At 55.5% G+C, this 19,836-nt stretch carries 15 protein-coding genes; 6 read left to right on the top strand and 9 right to left on the bottom strand.

Annotated elements, in window-relative coordinates:
* Positions 1-3: 3 nt before the first annotated feature.
* Complete coding sequence (locus ACZ5RI_RS07355) at positions 4-1,698, bottom strand: tetratricopeptide repeat protein (protein WP_464515459.1); 1,695 nt, start codon at positions 1,696-1,698, stop codon at positions 4-6.
* Positions 1,699-1,935: 237 nt separating this feature from the next.
* Here ACZ5RI_RS07355 and ACZ5RI_RS07350 point away from each other — a divergent pair, with 237 nt between their 5' ends.
* On the top strand, positions 1,936-2,853 hold the full coding sequence (locus ACZ5RI_RS07350) for a uracil-DNA glycosylase (protein ID WP_464515458.1): 918 nt from the start codon (positions 1,936-1,938) through the stop codon (positions 2,851-2,853).
* A gap of 183 nt (positions 2,854-3,036) precedes the next feature.
* Positions 3,037-4,890: a lytic transglycosylase domain-containing protein gene (locus ACZ5RI_RS07345; protein WP_464515457.1), complete on the top strand. Its 1,854-nt coding sequence runs from the start codon at positions 3,037-3,039 to the stop codon at positions 4,888-4,890.
* A 14-nt stretch (positions 4,891-4,904) separates the two neighbouring features.
* On the opposite strand, the gene ACZ5RI_RS07340 is transcribed toward ACZ5RI_RS07345, so the two are convergent.
* A complete protein-coding gene (locus tag ACZ5RI_RS07340; protein WP_464515456.1) occupies positions 4,905-5,552 on the bottom strand; it encodes a glycosyltransferase in 648 nt (215 codons plus the stop codon).
* Between the two features lie 182 nt (positions 5,553-5,734).
* Between ACZ5RI_RS07340 and ACZ5RI_RS07335 the strand changes: the two genes are divergently transcribed.
* The 3 genes from ACZ5RI_RS07335 to ACZ5RI_RS07325 are packed head-to-tail and all read left to right on the top strand — an operon-like array spanning position 5,735 to position 7,029.
* On the top strand, positions 5,735-6,124 hold the full coding sequence (locus ACZ5RI_RS07335) for a DUF6249 domain-containing protein (RefSeq protein WP_464515455.1): 390 nt from the start codon (positions 5,735-5,737) through the stop codon (positions 6,122-6,124).
* 6 nt (positions 6,125-6,130) lie between these two features.
* Positions 6,131-6,685, top strand: a complete 555-nt coding sequence (locus ACZ5RI_RS07330) for an RNA polymerase sigma factor (protein WP_464515454.1) — start codon at positions 6,131-6,133, stop codon at positions 6,683-6,685.
* The gene (locus tag ACZ5RI_RS07325) at positions 6,682-7,029 is read left to right on the top strand and encodes a hypothetical protein (protein ID WP_464515453.1); all 348 of its coding nucleotides are present in this window, start codon (positions 6,682-6,684) and stop codon (positions 7,027-7,029) included. The genes ACZ5RI_RS07330 and ACZ5RI_RS07325 overlap by 4 nt, the downstream gene beginning before the upstream one ends.
* A 1-nt stretch (position 7,030) precedes the next feature.
* On the opposite strand, the gene ACZ5RI_RS07320 is transcribed toward ACZ5RI_RS07325, so the two are convergent.
* The 6 genes from ACZ5RI_RS07320 to ACZ5RI_RS07295 form a co-directional block, all read right to left on the bottom strand.
* Positions 7,031-9,055: a glycoside hydrolase family 97 protein gene (locus ACZ5RI_RS07320; RefSeq protein ID WP_464515452.1), complete on the bottom strand. Its 2,025-nt coding sequence runs from the start codon at positions 9,053-9,055 to the stop codon at positions 7,031-7,033.
* A gap of 8 nt (positions 9,056-9,063) precedes the next feature.
* Entirely contained in the window at positions 9,064-11,379 is a 2,316-nt protein-coding gene (locus ACZ5RI_RS07315; RefSeq protein WP_464515451.1) for a family 65 glycosyl hydrolase domain-containing protein, read from the bottom strand.
* A gap of 24 nt (positions 11,380-11,403) precedes the next feature.
* Complete coding sequence (pgmB, locus tag ACZ5RI_RS07310) at positions 11,404-12,081, bottom strand: beta-phosphoglucomutase (protein ID WP_464515450.1); 678 nt, start codon at positions 12,079-12,081, stop codon at positions 11,404-11,406.
* On the bottom strand, positions 12,078-13,907 hold the full coding sequence (locus ACZ5RI_RS07305; RefSeq protein ID WP_464515449.1) for an alpha-amylase family glycosyl hydrolase: 1,830 nt from the start codon (positions 13,905-13,907) through the stop codon (positions 12,078-12,080). Before ACZ5RI_RS07305 ends, pgmB begins: the two co-directional genes overlap by 4 nt.
* Positions 13,908-13,997: 90 nt before the next feature.
* Positions 13,998-14,354: a hypothetical protein gene (locus ACZ5RI_RS07300; RefSeq protein WP_464515448.1), complete on the bottom strand. Its 357-nt coding sequence runs from the start codon at positions 14,352-14,354 to the stop codon at positions 13,998-14,000.
* Positions 14,327-16,777, bottom strand: coding sequence for a TonB-dependent receptor (locus ACZ5RI_RS07295; protein ID WP_464515447.1), 2,451 nt, complete (start codon positions 16,775-16,777; stop codon positions 14,327-14,329). Before ACZ5RI_RS07295 ends, ACZ5RI_RS07300 begins: the two co-directional genes overlap by 28 nt.
* 385 nt (positions 16,778-17,162) lie before the next feature.
* On the opposite strand from ACZ5RI_RS07295, the gene ACZ5RI_RS07290 reads away from it, so the two are divergent.
* Positions 17,163-18,266, top strand: a complete 1,104-nt coding sequence (locus ACZ5RI_RS07290) for a LacI family DNA-binding transcriptional regulator (RefSeq protein ID WP_464515446.1) — start codon at positions 17,163-17,165, stop codon at positions 18,264-18,266.
* On the opposite strand, the gene ACZ5RI_RS07285 is transcribed toward ACZ5RI_RS07290, so the two are convergent.
* Complete coding sequence (locus tag ACZ5RI_RS07285; protein ID WP_464515445.1) at positions 18,201-19,700, bottom strand: MFS transporter; 1,500 nt, start codon at positions 19,698-19,700, stop codon at positions 18,201-18,203. The genes ACZ5RI_RS07290 and ACZ5RI_RS07285 overlap by 66 nt on opposite strands.
* Positions 19,701-19,836 lie beyond the last annotated feature (136 nt).

Raw genomic sequence — 19,836 nt, 5'->3', positions numbered from 1 at the left:
AGATTACTCGCTCGCGGGAACGTCTTTAAGTTTGGTCAGGATCTTGGTCTTTTCGGTGGCATCGGGGCCGAACGCCAGGGCGTGGGTCCACTGGAACCCGGCCTCAAGCTTGCGCCCCATTTTCCAGTACGCATCGCCAAGATGATCGTTGATGGTGGCATCGCCCGGCTCTTGCTGCACCGCCAGCTCAAGTTTTCTGGTGGCATCGTCGAAGCGACCAAGACGGAAATAGGCCCAGCCGACGCTGTCGGTGATGTAGCCATTATCGGGGGCCAGTTTATTGGCCTTTTCCAGCATCGCCATCGCCTGGGTGAGATTTTCGTGGCGGTCGACCCAGCTATAGCCAAGGAAATTCAGAATCTGCGGTTCTTCCGGATTAAGCTGCAAGGCCTGTTTCAGATCGGCTTCGGCTTCGGCCCAGTTCCCGGCGCTTTGCGCGGCGGTGGCCCGGGCATAATAGAGCATCCACTGCTTCTTGTCGGGTTTGCCCAACAGCGCGATGGCCTTGCCATAGACTTTGACCGCCTCGTCATTGTGTTCCATCTGGCGCAGCAGATCGCCATAGCTGACCCAGATGTCGAGATCGTTGGGATACAGCGCGCTTAAAGCCCGGATCTGCTTCAGCGCCTCGTCCGGCTTCTTGAGCAACACCTTGTCGGAAGCGCTTTGCACCCCGGCCAGACGGTAATAGGACGAGGTCGGTTTCACCGCATCATAGACCGCAATCGCCGCCTCGTAATTCTCGACGGTTTCCAGACGGTCGGCCATCAGCAATTGCGCCAGTTCAAAATCGGGCCGCAAATACAGGGTCAGATGCAGGAACAGGATTGAAACATCGGCATTGGCGTCATCGCTGAGCAGCGAGGCAATGCCGAGCAACGCCTCGGCGGCACCGTCCTGCGGGCTCGACACCAAAGCCTTGGGCTTCACCCCGGCGGCAAGCCGCGCCAGACCGGCCAGCGCCACCGGCTGGGCCGACGGATCGGCCTTCACGGTCTGATAGAGTTGTTCGGCTTCTTTGCTTTGACCGCTGCGTTCCAGAAACCGGCCATAGGCATCGACCAGACGTGGCGATGGCCCGGCAGTTTGCAGCGTTTTGCGATAGATCGTTGCCGCCTTTTCCTGATTACCCAGATAATCAGCCAGCAGCGCTTCGTTGAAACCGGCCGCGGCATCGGCACCAATCTGCTTGTGCAGGCCCTGCAGTATTTTTTCTGCGGCAGCGCCCTGCCCGTCACCCGCCATGGCCCAGGCATCCAGCAGCTGCACACCATAGGCGGCCAGAATGTCTTTATTCGCGGCCCCAATTTCCGAGCGGGCGCGGCTGTAATCCTGTTCTTTCAGCGCCACGGTGGCCAGCACCAGATGGGCCATGCGCTGGGTCGGCTGCACCGCCACCAGTTTTTTGGCCAGCCGGGCACTATCGTCAATATTGCCCGACGCGGCGGCATAGAAGAAAGCGGAAGCCAGAAGCTGGCTATTATCCGGGGTGCGCCTGAGGCAGGAGTCAAACAGACGCGCGGCAGCGGGCAGATCATGATGGGCAGCGGCAAAGCGCGCGCCAAGATAATCACTGCAGCTGGCAACAGGCACATCAGGCAAAGATGTGGTCACGGGCTCTTGCGGTTTAGCCCAGGCGACAGATCCCAATGCTCCAAGGCCCAGAAGGCCAGCAGTCACAATCGGCAAAACACGCAAATGAGGCGACTCCTTGAAGATCGGGCCAATAATCCCGGGCCAATAATCCGCGCTTTTCGTAACTTCATCTATACCGGCAAAACGCGCGCCATGGGAAGTGACAGACCGGAACAGATGCCACACTCGCGGCAATATATTGATATATATTGAAAAAAAATCTAAAGCGCCGGGGCGGGCGGCCTGATAAAGTGCCGGCACGCTATCCCCTATCTGGTGTTTAAAATCGGGTTTCGTTCGATGCCGCAGGCCAATTCCTGGACTGATTCCTTCCCCGACCCGCTGGCGGCGTTACGCTGGCTGGTTGAAGCAGGCGCAGACGAAACCATCGGTGACGCACCGGTCGATTATTTCTCCTTGCCCGAAGCGGCACCACCTGCCCCGATACGCCGCCCGGCCATGGCCCCGGCATCCCATGCGGCCAGCCCGAACCAGAACGCACAGCGCGCCACCGCGCGCACCATGCCGCGCCCGACGCCCCCGGTGGCAGCCCCCGCCATCGCGGTCGGCAATGCCGATGTGATCGGTGCCGCGCAAAGAGCTGCGGCAGCGGCCACCACACTGAACCAGTTGCGCGCGGCGCTGGAAAGTTTCGAGGGCTGTGCGCTGAAGGCCCGGGCCAGCCATACGGTTTTTGCCGATGGCAACCCGGCGGCCGGTCTGATGCTGATCGGCGAAGCCCCCGGGCGCGAAGAAGACCGCATCGGCCTGCCCTTTGTCGGCAAGGCCGGGAAATTGCTGGATAAAATGCTGGCGGCGATCGGGCGCGACCGTGCCGGTGACGCCACCGGGGCCTATATCACCAACGTCATCAACTGGCGCCCGCCCGAAAACCGCGACCCCACCCCGGAAGAAGCCGCCGCCTGCCTGCCCTTCCTGCGGCGCCACATTGAACTGGTCAATCCCAAGGTCATCGTGCTGTTGGGCGCGGTGGCAGCCCGCCACGTTCTGGGGGTGCAGGACGGTATCATGCGCTTACGCGGCCGCTGGCTCGAATACCGCCTGGGCGACCGCATGGTCCCCACCCTGCCGACACTGCACCCGGCCTATCTGCTGCGACAGGCTGGACACAAAAAACTCGCCTGGCACGATTTGCGCGAGCTGGACGCGCGAATTGCAACTTTTGATACACTTGAGCCGACCGCCCCGGTCCGCTAACACTAGGCCAGCTCAATTTTCCTAAAAGCTGACGCTTTTTCATCCGTCCTTGTTTGTTTCATTCACGGATCGTAACGCCCCACCATGGGAAGGCCCATAAAGAGGCTTCCCCCAGATGCCGCCTAAGGCATGGTTAAGGGTTCATGACGGCAGATCCGCTTAACGTCTGAGGATGCCCATCCGATGCGCCATCTTGCGTTTGCCCTTTTGGCTGCCACCGTTCTGGCAGGTGCGTTTGCACCGGCCGAGGCGGGCGCGAGCGCCAGTCTGACCGCCCCCAACCCGGCCGCGTCTTCTGCTGCAGATAACGCAAAATCTCTGATGCCGACGGTGCTATCGGACAATGATGTTACACGGTATCGACAGATTATTGCGTATGAACGTCAGGGATCGTTTGAAAAAGCCCAGAAACTGATCGATCGGCTCGATGACACCACGCTGATGGGTTATGTCGAAGCCGAAAAATTGCTCTCGCCCCAGGCGGGCAAAGCCAAAGTGACAGCGCTGGTCCAATGGCTCAAAACCTACAAGGATCTGCCGATTGCCGGGCGCGTTCGCGCGCTGGCGGTGGAACGGGCCACCAAGAAAGTCAAACGCCGCCATCACCGCGTCACCGTGCTGACCACCGCCATTCCCGGCATCCCGGCGGCGCGCCATCGCGGCGGCGGGCTGGAAGAACTTGAACAAAACGAGCCGCCGGTCACCGCCGCAGCCCGCAGCACGCATGATCAGATCGCCCGCGCCGTACACAGCGACGCCCCCGATAAGGCCGCCAGCGCACTGCAAAATCTGGTGGCAAGCGGCCGCGGCACAGCAGCCGACACCGCCAAACTGTCCCGGCTGGTCTGCACATCCTATCTGATTGAAGGGATGGACGATAAAGCCCTGGCCCTTGGGGAAGCCGCCGCCACCACTGGCCGCAAAGATGCGCCACTCATCGACTGGTGCGCCGGGCTGGCCGCATTCCGTCTGCAGCAATACCCTGTAGCGGCACAGCATTTTGCCACCCTGGCCACCGTGGCGGATCTGCCCAACACCACATTGGCGGCAGCAGCGTTCTGGGCGGCGCGATCATACCAACGTGCGGGTAATCCCGATCCGGTGGTGGCGCTGCTGGAGCAGGCGGCGGGCTATCAGCCGACCTTTTATGGACTGCTGGCCGAACAGGCACTGGGCCGCGATCTGCAAACCGGCTTTTCTGAACCGTCGCTTAATCCCGGCGATTTTGAAAAGCTGATGGTCAGTTCCCCCAACCGGCGCGCCGTGGCGCTGTGGCAGATCGGCGATAAAAACTACACCCACTATATTAATGACGAGATCAACCGGGGCTTCGGTCAGGGTGCCGATCTCAATCTCGACATCGCCTTTGCCTATCTTGCCCGCAAGCTTGGTGTACCCAATCTGGAACTGCGCGCCAGCGAAACCGCGGCCACCAGCGGTGGGCCGCTCCTGACCGGGCTGTTTCCTTTCCCGCCCTATCAACCCCTGGGCGGTTACACGATTGATTCCGCGCTGGTGCTGGCCTTTGTGCGGGTCGAAACCCGCTATCAGACCAATGCCGTGAGCCCGGTCGGGGCCGCCGGCCTGATGCAGTTGATGCCCGCCACGGCGCGGCGCATTGGCGGGACCGCCGCCACCACCGACGCCCTGCTTGACCCCGGTTATAATATGTCGCTGGGCCAGCGCTACATCGCCCGCATGCTCAACGGCTATAATGGCAACCTGATCAAGCTGGCAGCGGCCTATAATGCCGGTCCTGGCAAGGTCGCCCGCTGGCAGGCCGCGCAGCGTGGGCGCGAGGATGATCCGCTGGTCTTTCTCGAAAGCATCCGCGCGCCGGAGACCCGCAGCTATGTCAAACGCGTGCTGACCTATTACTGGATGTATCACCGCCGCATTGGTGAGGATGCCCCATCGCTGGCCGAGCTGACCCGGGGCGAATGGCCGATCTATCATCCACCATTGCAGACCGCCCCGCCCAAGCCGCCAGCCGAACCGATCGACGACGAGGCGGACGAAGATACGCCGGTTTCATAAGGCTATGGTGGCTCTCAGCTGATATGGGCCAGCCACTGGGGCGGCAGGCGCAGACCATAAAGGGCGAGCAGCATCGGCTTATGGGCCGGTTTGTGGCGCGTGCCAATGGTGCACACCGCCCGCGCCCGCATAATAATCAGCCGCTTGGCACCAATCCGCCGGGCCATGTCGGCATCAGCCAGCGGCACATCGCGATAGCCGCCAAGTTGTTCATAGAAACGCCGCCCGATCAGCAGGCCCTGCTCGCCATAAGGCAGCTTGAACAAACGCGAACGTAACCCCGCCAGCGTTTCAGCGCGGCGGGAAACCGGATCAAACTCCTCCAGCGCAAAGCTGAATGAGGCAGCCATCGGGTGGGCGTGGCTGACATGGGACATGAAGGAGCCCGCCTCGACCTCCCACCCCGGCGACAGAGCGGTTTCGGGATGCAGAAACAGAACCCATTCGTCACGGGCCGCCTTGGACCCGGCGACAAGCTGCGAAACGCGGCTCGGCCCAGCATGAACAATGCGCGCCCCGGCGGCATCGGCAATGGTCAAGGTATCGTCCGAAGAACCGCCATCGGCGACGATCACCTCGCGCACGACACCCGCCACAGTCGCCCCGATCAAACTGTCGAAACAGCGCGGCAGGGTTTCTTGGGCATTTAAAGTAGGAATCACGACGCTTATCATTTCGGCAATATGACGGAATAATGGCAGAGACTGAACGAACATCCTGTCGCATGAGACATTTATTCCCGGCAAAAGTCATACAAATAGGCCTGATTTGCACCGTTTTTCTTGCATCCAAACCATAAAGCCCCTGCATCTACCAATCAGGAAACCCCATTAGGGAGAACATTATGGAAGACATTCTGGTTCCGATCGCACTATTCGCCATGATTGCAGCCATTGTGCTGGGCGCGTTCTATGCGGGCATTGCCAAACAGCGCGCGCGCATCCGCGCCATCGAAAAAATTGTTGATTCCGGCCAGACGCTGACCCCGGAACTGCTCAAAACCATCGAGCAAGCCCTTGGCGCGAAAGACGTCAACAGCTCCCCCCTCACCCGTGGGGTCCAGCAGATACTGGTTGGCGTGGCGCTCTCAGTATTCTTCTACCTAGGCTATCTGAGCGAGCATATGCCTTTGTTCCTGGTCGCCGTCGGCCTGTTTCCCTTTGCTTCCGGCGTGGCGCAGGTGGCCGGATTTTATGCCACTCACAAGCCACCCCAAACACCGGCGAACGAGTGAGATCATATGGGGGCGAACGAACCATTGGCAGCGAAGGCGGCGGCGGGCGATTCTGCCGCCTTTGCCGCCCTGGTCCGCCAGCATCAGTCGCACTTACGCGGCTTTCTGATGCGGATGACCAAAGGCAATGCCGCGCTGGCCGACGATCTGGCGCAGGAAACGTTTCTGGAAGCTTTCCGGAAGATCGGCCAATACGGCACCGGTTCGTTCTTTGGCTGGCTCTGCGCCATCGCCTATTCGCGCTATCTGATGCAGGCGCGTAAACGTAAGCTGGAAAGTCTGGACGAAGCGACCGAAGCTGCCATCCCGGACGAAGCCCCCGGAGCCGAGCGCACCGCCACCGCCCGCATTGACCTTGAACGGGCCATGGCGCAACTGGCACCGCCACAGCGGGCGGCATTGACCTTATGCTTCGCGCTGGGCATGACCAACGAAGAAGCCGCCAGCGCCATGGGCGTACCGCTGGGCACACTGAAATCCCACGTCAACCGTGGCCGTGAAAAATTGCAGTATCTTTTAACAGACCGGCGTATACTGCCCGCCACAGGAACCATGCCATGACTGAACTCGACCAACTTCTCAGCGCACCGCTTGCCGAAATCCGCGATGACGGTTTTTCGATCCGCGTCATGCTGCGGGTGGAACAAGAGCAGTTCCGTCGGCGGATGATCGTACAGGGCGTGGCCATTGCCGCCTGCCTGATCGGTTTTATGCTCCTCATCCCCCACATGGCGCTGGATAGCCAAGCCATGCAGCAGGCCACGGGGCTGGCCGATCATAGCGGGCTGGATATCACTAATGGGGTCAAAACCCTGCTGGCGTTTATGTTCCAGCCTACGGGGCTGATGATCCTTGGGGGCGCAGCCCTTGCTCTGATCTATGACCGCCATCTGGTACAGGCCTGATTCAATCCAGCCGTTTAAAGCGGATCGCGGCCCCACCGCCCACCACGATGGGCAGGGTAAGACTGTCTTTGGCACTGACATTCCGAGCCTCGATGATGATGTCATGCGGGTTGCTATGCCAATCCGCCTTGGGACCGTCACGGTAGATTTGCGCCTGATAGTGGTGGCCCGGCTCCAGGAAATCGAGCTTTACCGCCACGTTGCGCGGGGCATTACCCACCACGGCACCCAGATACCAGTCTTCACTGCGGCGGTCCTTGCGCGCGATCACGGCATAATCACCGACCTCGCCCGCCAGCACGCGGGTATCGGCCCAATCGGTCGGCACATCCTTGATGAACTGGAAAGATGGATAGCGCGCGTAATTCTCCGGCAGATCTGCCGCCATCTGGATCGGGCTGTAGAGCACTACGTAAAGAGCAAGCTGCCGGGCTTCAGTATTTTCGATTTGCTGACCATTCTTGCCGGTCAGACTGAGCACGCCTGGGGTAAAATCAAACGGCCCTGCTAACATCCGTGTAAAGATCAAAGTCGGTTCGTGATCCGGCGGGTTGGGCGGATTGCCCCAGGCGTTATATTCCTGACCACGGGCACCTTCGCGCGAAACCCAGTTGGGATAGGTGCGCCGTAAGCCGGTATCCTTGATCGGCTCATGCGCGTCGATGCTGATATGGCGTTTGGCCGCCTCGGTTACCACATAAAGATGGTGGCGGCTCATTACCTGACCATCATGCCATTCGTAATGTATCGCTCCATCGGCGCCACGGGCCCGCACGCCCCCGGCATCGGCAACATAACCGGTTTTAACGCTGTCGTAGCCAAGCTTCTGATAGAGATCGAAACCATCTTTGAGCTGCGCTTCGTAATGAGCAATATTTCCGGCGGTTTCGTGGTGGCCAATCAGTTTGACACCCTTAGCTTTGGCATAGGCCGCCAGCGCCACAATATCAAAATCCGCATAGGATTTTGTGAAGGAGAAGTCATTTCCATCCGCAAACCAGATACCATCCCAACCTTGGTTCCATCCTTCCACCAGCACTTCGGCAAAACCGTTAGCGGCAGCAAAATCAATATAGCGTTTGACGTTTTCGGTGGTGGCACCGTGGCGTGGGCCCGCACCCCAGGTCCACTGGTCCAGATGCATACCCCACCAGATGCCGATATATTTGTATGGCTTTACCCACGACACATCACCCAGTTTATTGGGCTCGTTCAGATTGAGTTCGAGATGCGACATGTACAAACCGGGCGCACTATCGGTGATGATCATTGTGCGCCATGGCGTGGTGAAGGGCGCTATGCGACTGACCTTAGCCCCTTGTGACGATGGCGACAAAACCGCTTTAAGCCGCTGGCTATCTACTCGCCTGAGCCACATACCGGCATAATCGACCAATGCGGCCTCGTGAAAGGCGATATACAGTCCGGACTGGGTCTTCACCGTCAGTGGTGTGTGGGCCTGAGAGACCTGATTAAGTGGGGTATGCTGATACAGCTGTTCATAGCGGTTCCATTCGCCGCCAACTTCCCACCAGGCATCAGACGGCTCGGCAACAGCAAACTCCGTCAATTCATCGCCAATATGCACGTCATGTAAATTGGTCTGATCGGGGAATTCATAGCGAAACCCAACACCATCATCATAAAGGCGAAACACCACATCAAGACGGCGTTTTAAGGCGGTTTTCTCAATAAGACTGACACGCAGCTCTGTGTAGTGATTACGAATACTGCTCCATTCACCCCAAGGTTCCTGCCATATGTCATCGTGCTTGGAGATCTGACTGGATACTAACGTGAAATTACGCTCCAGCTTCGGGCCATCTGTCAGCAAAAAACCGAGTCGGGATGGGCTGATGACGGGTGTATCCATGCGCCACACGGCGTAACTGGCCCGACCATCATTGTCGATATTAACCCCCAACCGCAATGTACCGGATGGCGACTGCACGGATGCGACATCTGCATGGGCAGCAACACATAAGACAAAGGCGGTGAATACAAAACGCAGTACAGCGGCAATCATTTTATGCCTCATAGCTTTGCACAAACGGGAACCTGGACGGTTTCACCGGGAACCAGCACGATATCCGTGCCATACAGACCGATAACGACAGGTGTGGGACCTTCAAAAGTCAGTGAAACGGTAGATTTATCGACACGTACCTGTAGTGGCTGATCATGTAGCAAAATTCGAAAACTATAGCTTTTCCAGGGTGTCGGGATTTGCGGTGATAACGATAGCTTGCCATCATGCATGCGCTTGCCACCGAAACCCTCGACCACGGCCATCCAGCTGCCAGCCATGCTGGTGATATGTAAGCCTTCGTCAACCTCACGATTATAATCGTCCAGATCAAGCCGCGCAGTACGAAGATATAATTCATAGGCCTTTGGCATATCACCAATACGCGCCGCCAAAATCGCATGAATACACGGCGACAAAGACGATTCATGCACCGTTCTGGCTTCATAAAACGCATAATGACGCTTGATAAAGGCTGTGTCATAGGCCTCCTCAAACATGTAGATCCCTTGCAGGGTATCGGCCTGCTTGATGAAGGGTGAGCGTAAGATTCGATCCCAGCTCCAATGCTGATTAAGTGGTCGTTGCGCCGGATCAAGATCCGCAACGGTTATCGACTCTTTATCGAGATAGCTTTCCTGTTGAAGAAAAATCTGGCGTTCTTCATCATAGGGATAATACATATTGTCCCAAATCTGCTGCCAATAAGCAGTCTCGGTGGTAAAATCGAAATCGGTTTTGGTAATGACTGCTGCGTAACTTTCGGGTTCCATTTTACGAATTTTTTCAGCAACCTCGGCAGCGTAACGCATGCACCAAACTGCCAATGTATTGGTGTACCAGTTATTATTGATATTATTTTCATACTCGTTAGGACCAGTGACACCGAGCATAACATATTTCTGCTTCGCTGGTGAAAAGCTGATGCGTTGCGACCAGAAGCGGGCAATACCAATCAACACCTCGAGTCCATAACGACAGAGGTAACCTAAATCACTGGTATGGCGGAAATAATTATAGATGGCAAAAGCAATGGCACCATTACGGTGCAGTTCTTCAAAGGTTATTTCCCATTCGTTATGGCATTCTTCGCCATTCATCGTTACCCAAGGAAACAGGGCCGCACCAGCGCCAAACCCAAGCTTAGCAGCATTCTCGATCGCCTTACCAAGATGTCGATACCGGTAGAGCAGAAGATTTTTGCTGACCGCGCTGGGGGCCGTTGCCAAATAAAACGGTACACAATAGGCTTCCGTATCCCAGTATGTCGTTCCGCCATACTTCTCGCCGGTAAACCCTTTGGGACCAATATTCAGCCGCTCGTCTTGACCTGTGTAGGTCTGATTAAGCTGGAAGATGTTGAAACGAATGCCTTGCTGGGCCGCATCATCACCGTCTACGACGATATCACTATTATGCCAGATCGTATCCCATTTGGCACAATGCTCTTGTAACAACCCATCGAAACCTAAAGCACAGGCCGCTACAACCTCAGCGGCGGAATTTTGTCTGATAGTATCGATGCTGTGATCACGCGACGATAAAACAGCGACGTATTTTTCTATAGTAGCGCTTTGCCCAGCCCGCAAATGCAAGCTGTAATCCGTTCCGACCCACCCAACATGATCGACACTAGCGGGGCGTCCAGCTTGCGTGATTTTATCAACGGCACAAGAAAAACGGGCATCCAGTGCGACAGAAAAATCCAACTTCTTAGTTTTTGCTTGAAGATAGGCACAATCCGTACACGATTCTGCCGTAATAATATCCCAGAATATTTCGCCATAATTTGAATCTTCGTTACGTACAATACCATCAAGATAAGGTGTAAGCGTTATATCTACATCGGCAAACGCTGTAACATTGTAGCGGACAACACCAATCTGTGGCCGTGCCATGCTGACAAAACGTTTAGCTTCGACCTGCACTTTGGCACCATCCGGCATAACAGCCGAAAATCGACGCAGTAACACGCCATGGCGCATATCAATTTCGCGCTGGAATTCCTGCACCTGACATATGGCCAGATCAAGTGCTGTTTGATTGATCCGTACATTGATACCGATCCAGTTGGGAGAATTAATTACTTTGGCAAAATATTCTGGATAGCCGTTTTTCCACCACCCAACACGGGTTTTATCGGGATAATAAATGCCAGCTACATAACTACCACTTAAACTGCTACCGGTGTAGCTTTCCTCAAAATTGGCACGTTGGCCCATATGGCCATTACCGATGCTGAAAATACTTTCCGATGACTTCACGCGTTTAGGATCAAACCCATCTTCAATTACAGACCAGGCGTGAATTTGATAATTACCCATGATACTGCCGCCATTTTAAGTTTGTTATTGCTCAGAAACGCTGACGTGTGCCGCATGTTCGCGCAGCACATCCTGAACTGTAAGCTTGGAAAGCCCTGTGGCGATCATGTCAGCCATAGGCAGGTTCGTGCGATTCCCAATCCCTACGCAAAACATCCCTGCACGGTGTGCCGCCTCCCCCCCTGCCGCAGCATCCTCAAACACCACACAGGATCGCGGTAGAACTGAAAGTAACTTTGCCCCAATCAAAAAAACTTCCGGGTTTGGCTTGGTATGAGAGACCATATTACCATCGACAACAATGTCGAACAAAGATGACAGTTGCATATGTTGTAATATTGCCGGAGCGTTTTTACTGGCCGAAGCAATCCCAACATTAAGCCCCTTTTTTTTACACGCCTGAACGAAATCAACCGCGCCAGGTAATACTTCTTCCGGCGGCATTCGCATCACAAGTTCAAGGTAATGCGCATTTTTTTGTGAAGCCAGCTGTAATTTTTTATCATTGCTAAACACCAAACCACCAACTTCAAGGAGGATATCAAGCGAACGCATCCGCGAGACACCTTTAAGCCGCTCGTTATCCTGTTCAGTAAAAACGAATCCCAGTTCTGTCGCCAGTTCACGCCATGCAAGATAGTGATATTTAGCGGTATCAATAATCACGCCATCCAGATCAAACAAACAAGCATGAAGGTTCATGACTGCACCTCCGCCTTGCAGATAATGTAATCAAGCGGCGCCAAAGTAATGCGTATGCTGCCCGGGGCGACAGGCTTTGCGGGGCACGCACCATGCAAACTTGAAAAGACAGCGGATCTGGCATCGATTTCAACATTAGCCGTGACTGCTGTTGTGCCGGTGTTAAAAGCGATAACGATTTCAGCACCGCTGACCGGATCAATCCGAGAAACAGCAAACAAACCCGGTGTTTTGACATAATCGCGCACGATCTGCCTGCCACGGCTCAGCGCGGCATAGCTCCTGCGTAACTTGGCCAGATTTTCAATTACACCATAAAGCGGATGCTGCGGATTAAAACTGGACTGGATAGTGGTCGCACGAGTGCCGATAAGCGTCTCACTGTTATAGAGCGCGACTTTACTGGCGAACATATCTTCTCTTGAGGCCTGATCACCGCCTGTACCGGCAAAACCCTGTTCATCGCCGTAATAGACTACTGGAACGCCACGCAACGTAAACAGCATCGCATGGGCTAGAATAACGCGCCGTAGTACCGCATCGTCCGAGGCATTGGGAAACGCCTGACGTACAAAAAATCCGAAGCGGCCCTGATCGTGATTGCTGATAAAGGTCGGCAGACGCATTGCGGTTTCAACACCGCCGTCATACAGCACATCATCTGCAAAAAGCCTAGCCAGAATATCTGTTCCACCGGTTCCGGCTAAAACCTGCCGAACCGCAATGGCAAATGGATAATCAAGCATATAAGGCATACCGTCTTCACGGCTATGGCGCGCAGTACGCTCTGTTTCCACACCATCCATGCCCACTTCCCCAAAAATATGGAAATGTGGAATTCCAACTGCCTTTGCTTTGGCCATCATGGCTGGCACAAACGCCTGCCAGAAGGAAGGATTAACGTGCTGTTCCGTATCAACCCTGAAACCATCGATGCCATATTTCTCAATCCAGGCGGCATAAATATCAATCATGCCTTTGACGACACGCGGGTTCTCGGTCATCAGATCATCAAGCCCAGAGAAATCTCCCATCGTCGAGCTTTCACCATCAAAGGTCGTATTGCCCCGATTATGATAATAGATCGGATCGTTGAGCCAATCCGGCACTTTTACATGCTCTTCGCCTTTTGGAATGTAGGGCGTGTAGGCATAATCAGGTCGGGTCAGGCGCGAAAAGTTCTCTTCCGTCCCAACCGTGTCACCAAGAAATCGATTGTTTATTGGTTTACCCTGTGTACCTAACTGCCTTGTATAAGGGTAATCCGCTCGCGAACGATACACGCAGCCATTATCGGAGCATTCGTGATAACGAATAACATCGGCAGTGTGGTTTGCCACAATATCCATATAAACTTTCATGCCCCGCGCATGCGCAGCATCAACCAAAGCTTTAAAATCTAATTCCGTTCCGAAATGCGGATCTGGCCTGGTAAAATCGGTAATCCAGTAGCCATGATAGCCGGAGGATTCATCACCAGGCGGCCCCTGTACGGGTTTGTTTTTAAAAATCGGTGCGACCCAAATCGCTGTCATGCCCAGTGATTGGATATAGTCCAGCCGTGAGATGACACCTTTTAGATCCCCACCATGAAAGAACGCCTTTGAAGTGGGATCATAACCCGTTTGCAACCGGTCACCGTTTAAGCCACCCCGGTCATTACTGGGATCGGCATTTTCAAAGCGATCAGGTAAAAGAAAATAGATTGCCTCATCCTGCGGTAATCGGGCCCGCAACGAAGTAAGTTGCGTCGTGTTTGTTTCGGCATAAACGCCTTGCCAACACCCAATTAACAGCGCAGCAGCGGCGAGCGCGCTTTTACGCATGGAACCTCTCCATCCCCTCATGCTGCAGATCTGTATCCGCAGCGCCGCCACCCACCGGTCAGAAAACCGGCAGGTGGCAGACTGGAAACATTACAGCTTATACGTGACACCAAACAGGAACTGAGTTCCGTAACGCTGCCAATCCAACACACGGCTGCGATCCGCCTTATCAAGCGTGTTTTCTTGATACTGAACCTGTTTTTGGTTGGTGATATTGGTGACCTGGAACAAGACGGATGCCCCTTCCATCGTACCGGATTGGAAGGTGTAACCGATCTGACCATCCAGCCAGCCCTGCTCATCTATACTCTTTGATTGCAAGCCTGCACCGTACCCCGTCACCTCCCCCAGGAAGCGCGAGCGATAGCTTTCATTGATACGGACTGAGAAGCCGTTTTTCTCATAATATGCCGTAACATTTAGAACTGATTTTGATAACCCCGGCACTGTTTCGATGTGGCATTTTGCTTGATATTACTGTCGGTGTAAGAGGCGTTGAACGTCAAACCGAAACCATCCAGCATCTCGTCGATAATATTAGCAGGCAGTGCCATACTAAATTCGACACCTTGCAAATCTCCCCCCTTGCCATTGACGTACTGGGTGACATACCCGTTCATTAGCACAGGAGTATCCCCGGTGTAGCTATAGCCGGAGAAATCAAAAAGCTGGTTCTTTTTGTAGATGTAGTTTTCCAGATATTTGTAAAACACCGCGACCGACACATAAGCGTCTTTGGCAAAATACAGCTCGTACGACAAATCAACCGCATCTGCCATCCAAGGCTTAAGTTTCGGATTACCGACCGTGCCGCTCCACGGCGAATGTGCCAGATCGGTTGATGTGGCCAATGTGGTGCTATAGCTGAACTCGTTCGCGGCCGACATCTGGTCCATACGTGCCCGAACCAGTTCACGCGCAGCCCCCAGGCGTAGGATATTATCGTCGTTAAATCGGGCGCTTAAGTTCAGGCTGGGTAGGAAGTCAGCATAATTTGCAATGCCGCGCACCTCGACATTGTTGCCGTAAAGCCCTGTCGTATTGGATGCTGCATAACCATCCGAGCTTTGATGGGTTTCAACCACCTGCAGACCGATATTGCCGGCAATCGGAATATCCGCAACTTCTGTATCAACGTCCGCCCGGACATAGCCGGTATAGGTCATTTCATCGACCTGCCAACCCTTGACGGCAACGTCGGCATTCTGGTTAGACGATTTGACGTAGTAACCGCCATGTAACAAGCCTTCGGCGTCCCACGTCACAATGTTTGACAGGCCGAAATACTTCAGCGCGCCAGAAGTCCCATTACGGTATTGCTCCGGTACCACCAGATTGGAATAGGTGCCGTTTGCTGCATATGATGCCGCGTTCGCCGCCAGATCGATATAGTATTCCTGCGGTGACATCCCTTTATGTCGGTTGGCATAGTAGAAACCCGCCGATACCTTCTTGATGAAAAAATCTTCAAAAGTCTTTTCAGTGCTAACCCGTACCGATGTCAGATAATCATGCACAGTTTGATAATTGAGGTAACCAGCCTGACCACCATGCACACCCTCACCGGTGGACTGATACTCCCCCCAATCCTGTGACGATGTCAGCACGATGGTATCATAGCTGCCATAGTTCAGGGTGCTGTTAAAAACAGGCACATCCTGACTGTTGTTTTTAAAGCTCATATAATCGAGTGCACCATGCCCCGCACGCCCGGTGCCAGCATAGGATTCGAACCACTGATCACGGCGCTGCACGCTCGACCAGTTAAGGTCAATAGCAGATGTCCAGCTGCCGCTGATATATTCATTCTTCCAGCCGATAGCGAACAGATCGTTGTTATGACGATCTACTTCCTGACGTACCACCGCTTTGACACCGGCAGAATAGGTCGCCGCCGTCACCAGACCATCACCAGAAACAGTATAGCCGCTATTGAGACCTATGCTGTTACCATAGCTGTCACCACCCCAGGAATAGAGCGGCAGTTCGGCCCGAATAAACTCCAGCTTATCCTTATATTTGGTATAGAACATATCGAGCGTGCTCTCGAAATGTTCGTCCGGTCGGTATTGTACCGTCAGCAGGGCGGATGAACGCGTCAACAGGTCGGTATTGGCCTGCAACTTGGCACCGCCCGAGGCGACATAGCCGGTAGAACCGACATCAGCATAGCCCCAGCTACCGTATTCCAGGAACTGTTGCGGCGACGCCATATGGGCCAGCCCGATCGTGATGCCGAGCTTGTTGTTGTAAAACTGATCAACATAGGTGCCACTTGCCCTGAAGCCAAACATCGGCATGGTCGGCATCATGCGGCCTTGCGATCCGGCTTCACCGCGGGCATTAAACGATACAATGCGGTGGTCATAATCCAGCGGGCGAATGGTCTTCATATCGACTGTGCCCGACAAGCCCTGCCCGACCAGATCTGCCGTCGGAGTCTTAAAGACCACCACACCAGCCATCAGCTCAGCCGGATACTGGTCATATTCGGCGCTGCGGTTATTACTGGTGGCGACTTGTTCGCGACCATTGAGCAGCGTGGTTGAAAAATCAGGCGACAAGCCACGGATGCTGATATCTTGTGAACGGCCATTGACGCGCTGTGCGGTCAGGCCGGGCAGCCGGGCAATGGCCTCGGCAATACTCTGATCCGGCAGTTTGCCGACATCTTCCATCGACACGGCCTCAACAATCTGCTTGGCATCTTTCTTGAGGGCAATGGTGTTTTCCAGGCTGGCGCGGAACCCCGTGATAACCACGGTTTCGATGGCATCCGCGTCTTGCGCATAGGCGCCGGTGGCCAGGCCAAAAGCGGCAATGGCGCAGCTGGCCAAAAGTCTGGTGCTGATGGGGTTAAGTGATTTCATTTGATCCCTCCCGCATGTGCTCTATCGGCACATCTGGCTTTAAGCTGCCGCCGCGCTTGCAGTTTATCCACAGGCGAATTCGGCACTTGTTGTGGCAGGATACTGGGTTTATTCGCGGCACCTGCCAACCCGCCCGCATACGTATTCATTCAAATCGATTCTGGTTTGCTGACTTTTGGCAACAACGAGGCATTTTCGAGTTGATCAGTGCACTGTACAACACAGTTTTGAACCTTGTTTCACAATATGGTAACCGCTGTCTTACTGCATACAAGCCTAAATCCGGGCAGTTGCGCAGGGCGGTACCGATGCTACAGTGGCAGAGCAAGACCTGCATTGAATGGGACTACACACAGGGGTGTGGGGGTAAGGGGGGGACAGGCGTATGAAACAGGGCGAAGCGGGCAAACCGCTGCCGCATGGCCGGGCGACATCGTTTGACATCGCCTATCGGGCGGGGGTGTCGCAATCGACGGTATCGCGGGCGTTACGGGGCGACAAGGTCATCAATGAAGCCACCCGACGGCGGATTGAAGCCATTGCACAGGAAATGAACTATCAGGTCGACAAGAATGCCTCGGCCCTGCGCCGCCAACGTACCAATACGCTGGCGCTGCTGTTCTTCGAAGACCCGACGCCAGACGATTCCAACATCAACCCTTTTTTCCTGTCGATGATTGGTTCGATCGCGCGGGCCTGCGCGTGGCGCGGCTACGACGTGCTGACCTCGTTCCAGCAGCTCTCTAACGACTGGCACAAAGATTACGAGGATAGCCGTAAAGCTGATGGGATTATTCTGCTGGGCTATGGCGACTACCTGGTCTACCGCGCCAAACTGGAAAAGCTGGTCCAGCAAGGCACCCATTTTGTACGCTGGGGCGCGGTTGAAACCGGCCAGCCCGGTATCTCGGTCGGCAGCGACAATTTCTGCGGCAGCCGCGACGCGGTACGTCACCTTACCGCCAGCGGGCACAAGACCATTGCCTTTCTGGGCACTGCATCTAGCCATTTCCCTGAGTTTTTCGAGCGCTACCGTGGTTATACCGCCGCACTGGAGGAAGCGGGCCTTACCCCCGATCCGGATTTGCGTGTCGATGCCCATTTCACCGAAAGCGCCGGGTTCGAGGCGGCAGAAACCCTGATCGGTCGTGGCATCCCATTTGATGCCGTCTTCGCCGCCAGCGACCTGATCGCCATTGGTGCCATGCGGGTTTTACAGGAACGCGGCCTGCACATTCCTGAAGATGTCGCCGTGGCCGGTTTCGACGACATTCCCATCGCCCGACACTCCAACCCGCCGCTAACCACCGTGGCACAGGATGTCCGGCAGGCAGGGGAAACCCTGGTCGAAACACTGCTCGCTCAAGTGCGCGGCGAGGTGGCAGAATCTAAAATCCTGCCGACCCGTCTGGTTACCCGCCGTTCAAGTGGGAGAATGGCGGACCCGCAACATCAAAAGACCAGCGATCAGGAAACTGCCCCCGCCTAGGGCAAAGGCGAAAATCGGCGCGCCACCAAAGAAACTTTTCAGCAGGAAGCCGAGCACACTGGCCGCCACCAGTTGGGGGATGACCACGAACAGGTTGAACACCCCCATATAGAGGCCCATTTGAGCCGCGGGCACATGGTCGGACAACAGCGCATAGGGCAATGACAGGACTGAGGCCCAGGCAAAGCCAACCCCGATCATGGCGGCAACCAACCAGACCGGATCGCGGATCAGCAGAAACACCACGAACCCGGCAGCCCCCAGCCACAGATTAAGCATATGGCTTTTACCGATACCGAAACGGCGTACCAGCAGGGGAATGACAATTGCACCCAGCGCAGCAAAACCATTATAGGCGGCAAACAGGATGCCGACCCAGTTGGCCCCCTCATTATAAGCGGCGGCGTGGGGATCAATGGTGCCATAAAACCGCTGCGCTACCGCCGGAGTGGCATAAATCCACAGCGCAAAAAAACCCACCCAGGAGAAGAACTGCACCGGAGCAAGTTCGACCATCATCCGCGGCATAGTTTGCAGCTTGACCAGCATGGCGCTCAGCGGCCCCTTACCATGGCGGTGGGTCAGCAACGCTGTGCCCCACAACAACAGCCCGACCGATAAAAGATACAGCTGCGGATCAAGCCTGAAACGGTAAATTGCGGTGATGAGGGCCGCCCCGATCACACCCCAGACCATCCCCCATATCAGTCCGCGGCGCGGATCGGCGAGCCGCACCGGCAAAGGCGGCGCATCGTCGCTAAAGGCTTCCACCGCATCTGGGGGGTATTCGCGGCAGCTCAACACCGTCCATAATACCGCCACCAGCAACACCACCGCACCCAGATCGAATGCAATGCGCACACTGGCCGGGATCTCACCATCGGCAGCCACATTGGCGACCCCATAATGGCTGAGCAGCCAGGGCAAGGCGCTGGCAACCACCGAACCGATACCGATAAAGAAGCTTTGCACGGCATAACCAGAGGCCCGCTGCGACGGGGGCAGCAAATCGCCGATAAAGGCGCGGAACGGCTGCATCGACACATTGATCGAGCCATCCAGCAGCCATAACAGCCCGGCGGCAAACCACAGACTGGGCGAACGCGGCATGGCGATCAGTGCCGCCGAGGCCAGAATAGCCCCGACTAGGAAATAGGGCCGCCGCCGTCCCAGCCGGCACCAGGTGCGGTCCGACAGATAGCCGACCAGCGGCTGCACGATCAACCCGGTCAGCGGCGCGGCCACCCATAAAATCGGAATGGTGCCAACATCGGCCCCCAAAGTCTGGAAAATCCGGCTGACATTGGCGTTCTGCAAAGCCCAGCCAAACTGCAGGCCGAGAAAGCCAAAACACATATTCCAGATCGACCAGAACGAAACTTGCGCTCTGGCTTTTGACGCCGGTACATTTGGCGAAAATGTTTGATCGCCCATCCCCATCCCCCTGACAGCCATTTTTGGCCTTATGTTATCCGGCCATCATAGAAGCGGTTAAGCCATTTCGCCAAGGGGGTGCATACGTATGCGCCGGTGTGGATCAGACGCGCATAGAGACCTTAGCTGAACGACG

The sequence above is a fragment of the Micropepsis pineolensis genome (assembly GCF_055392125.1).
The sequence above is the reverse complement of the archived record's forward strand: the minus strand, read 5'-3'. Positions and strand labels throughout refer to the sequence as shown.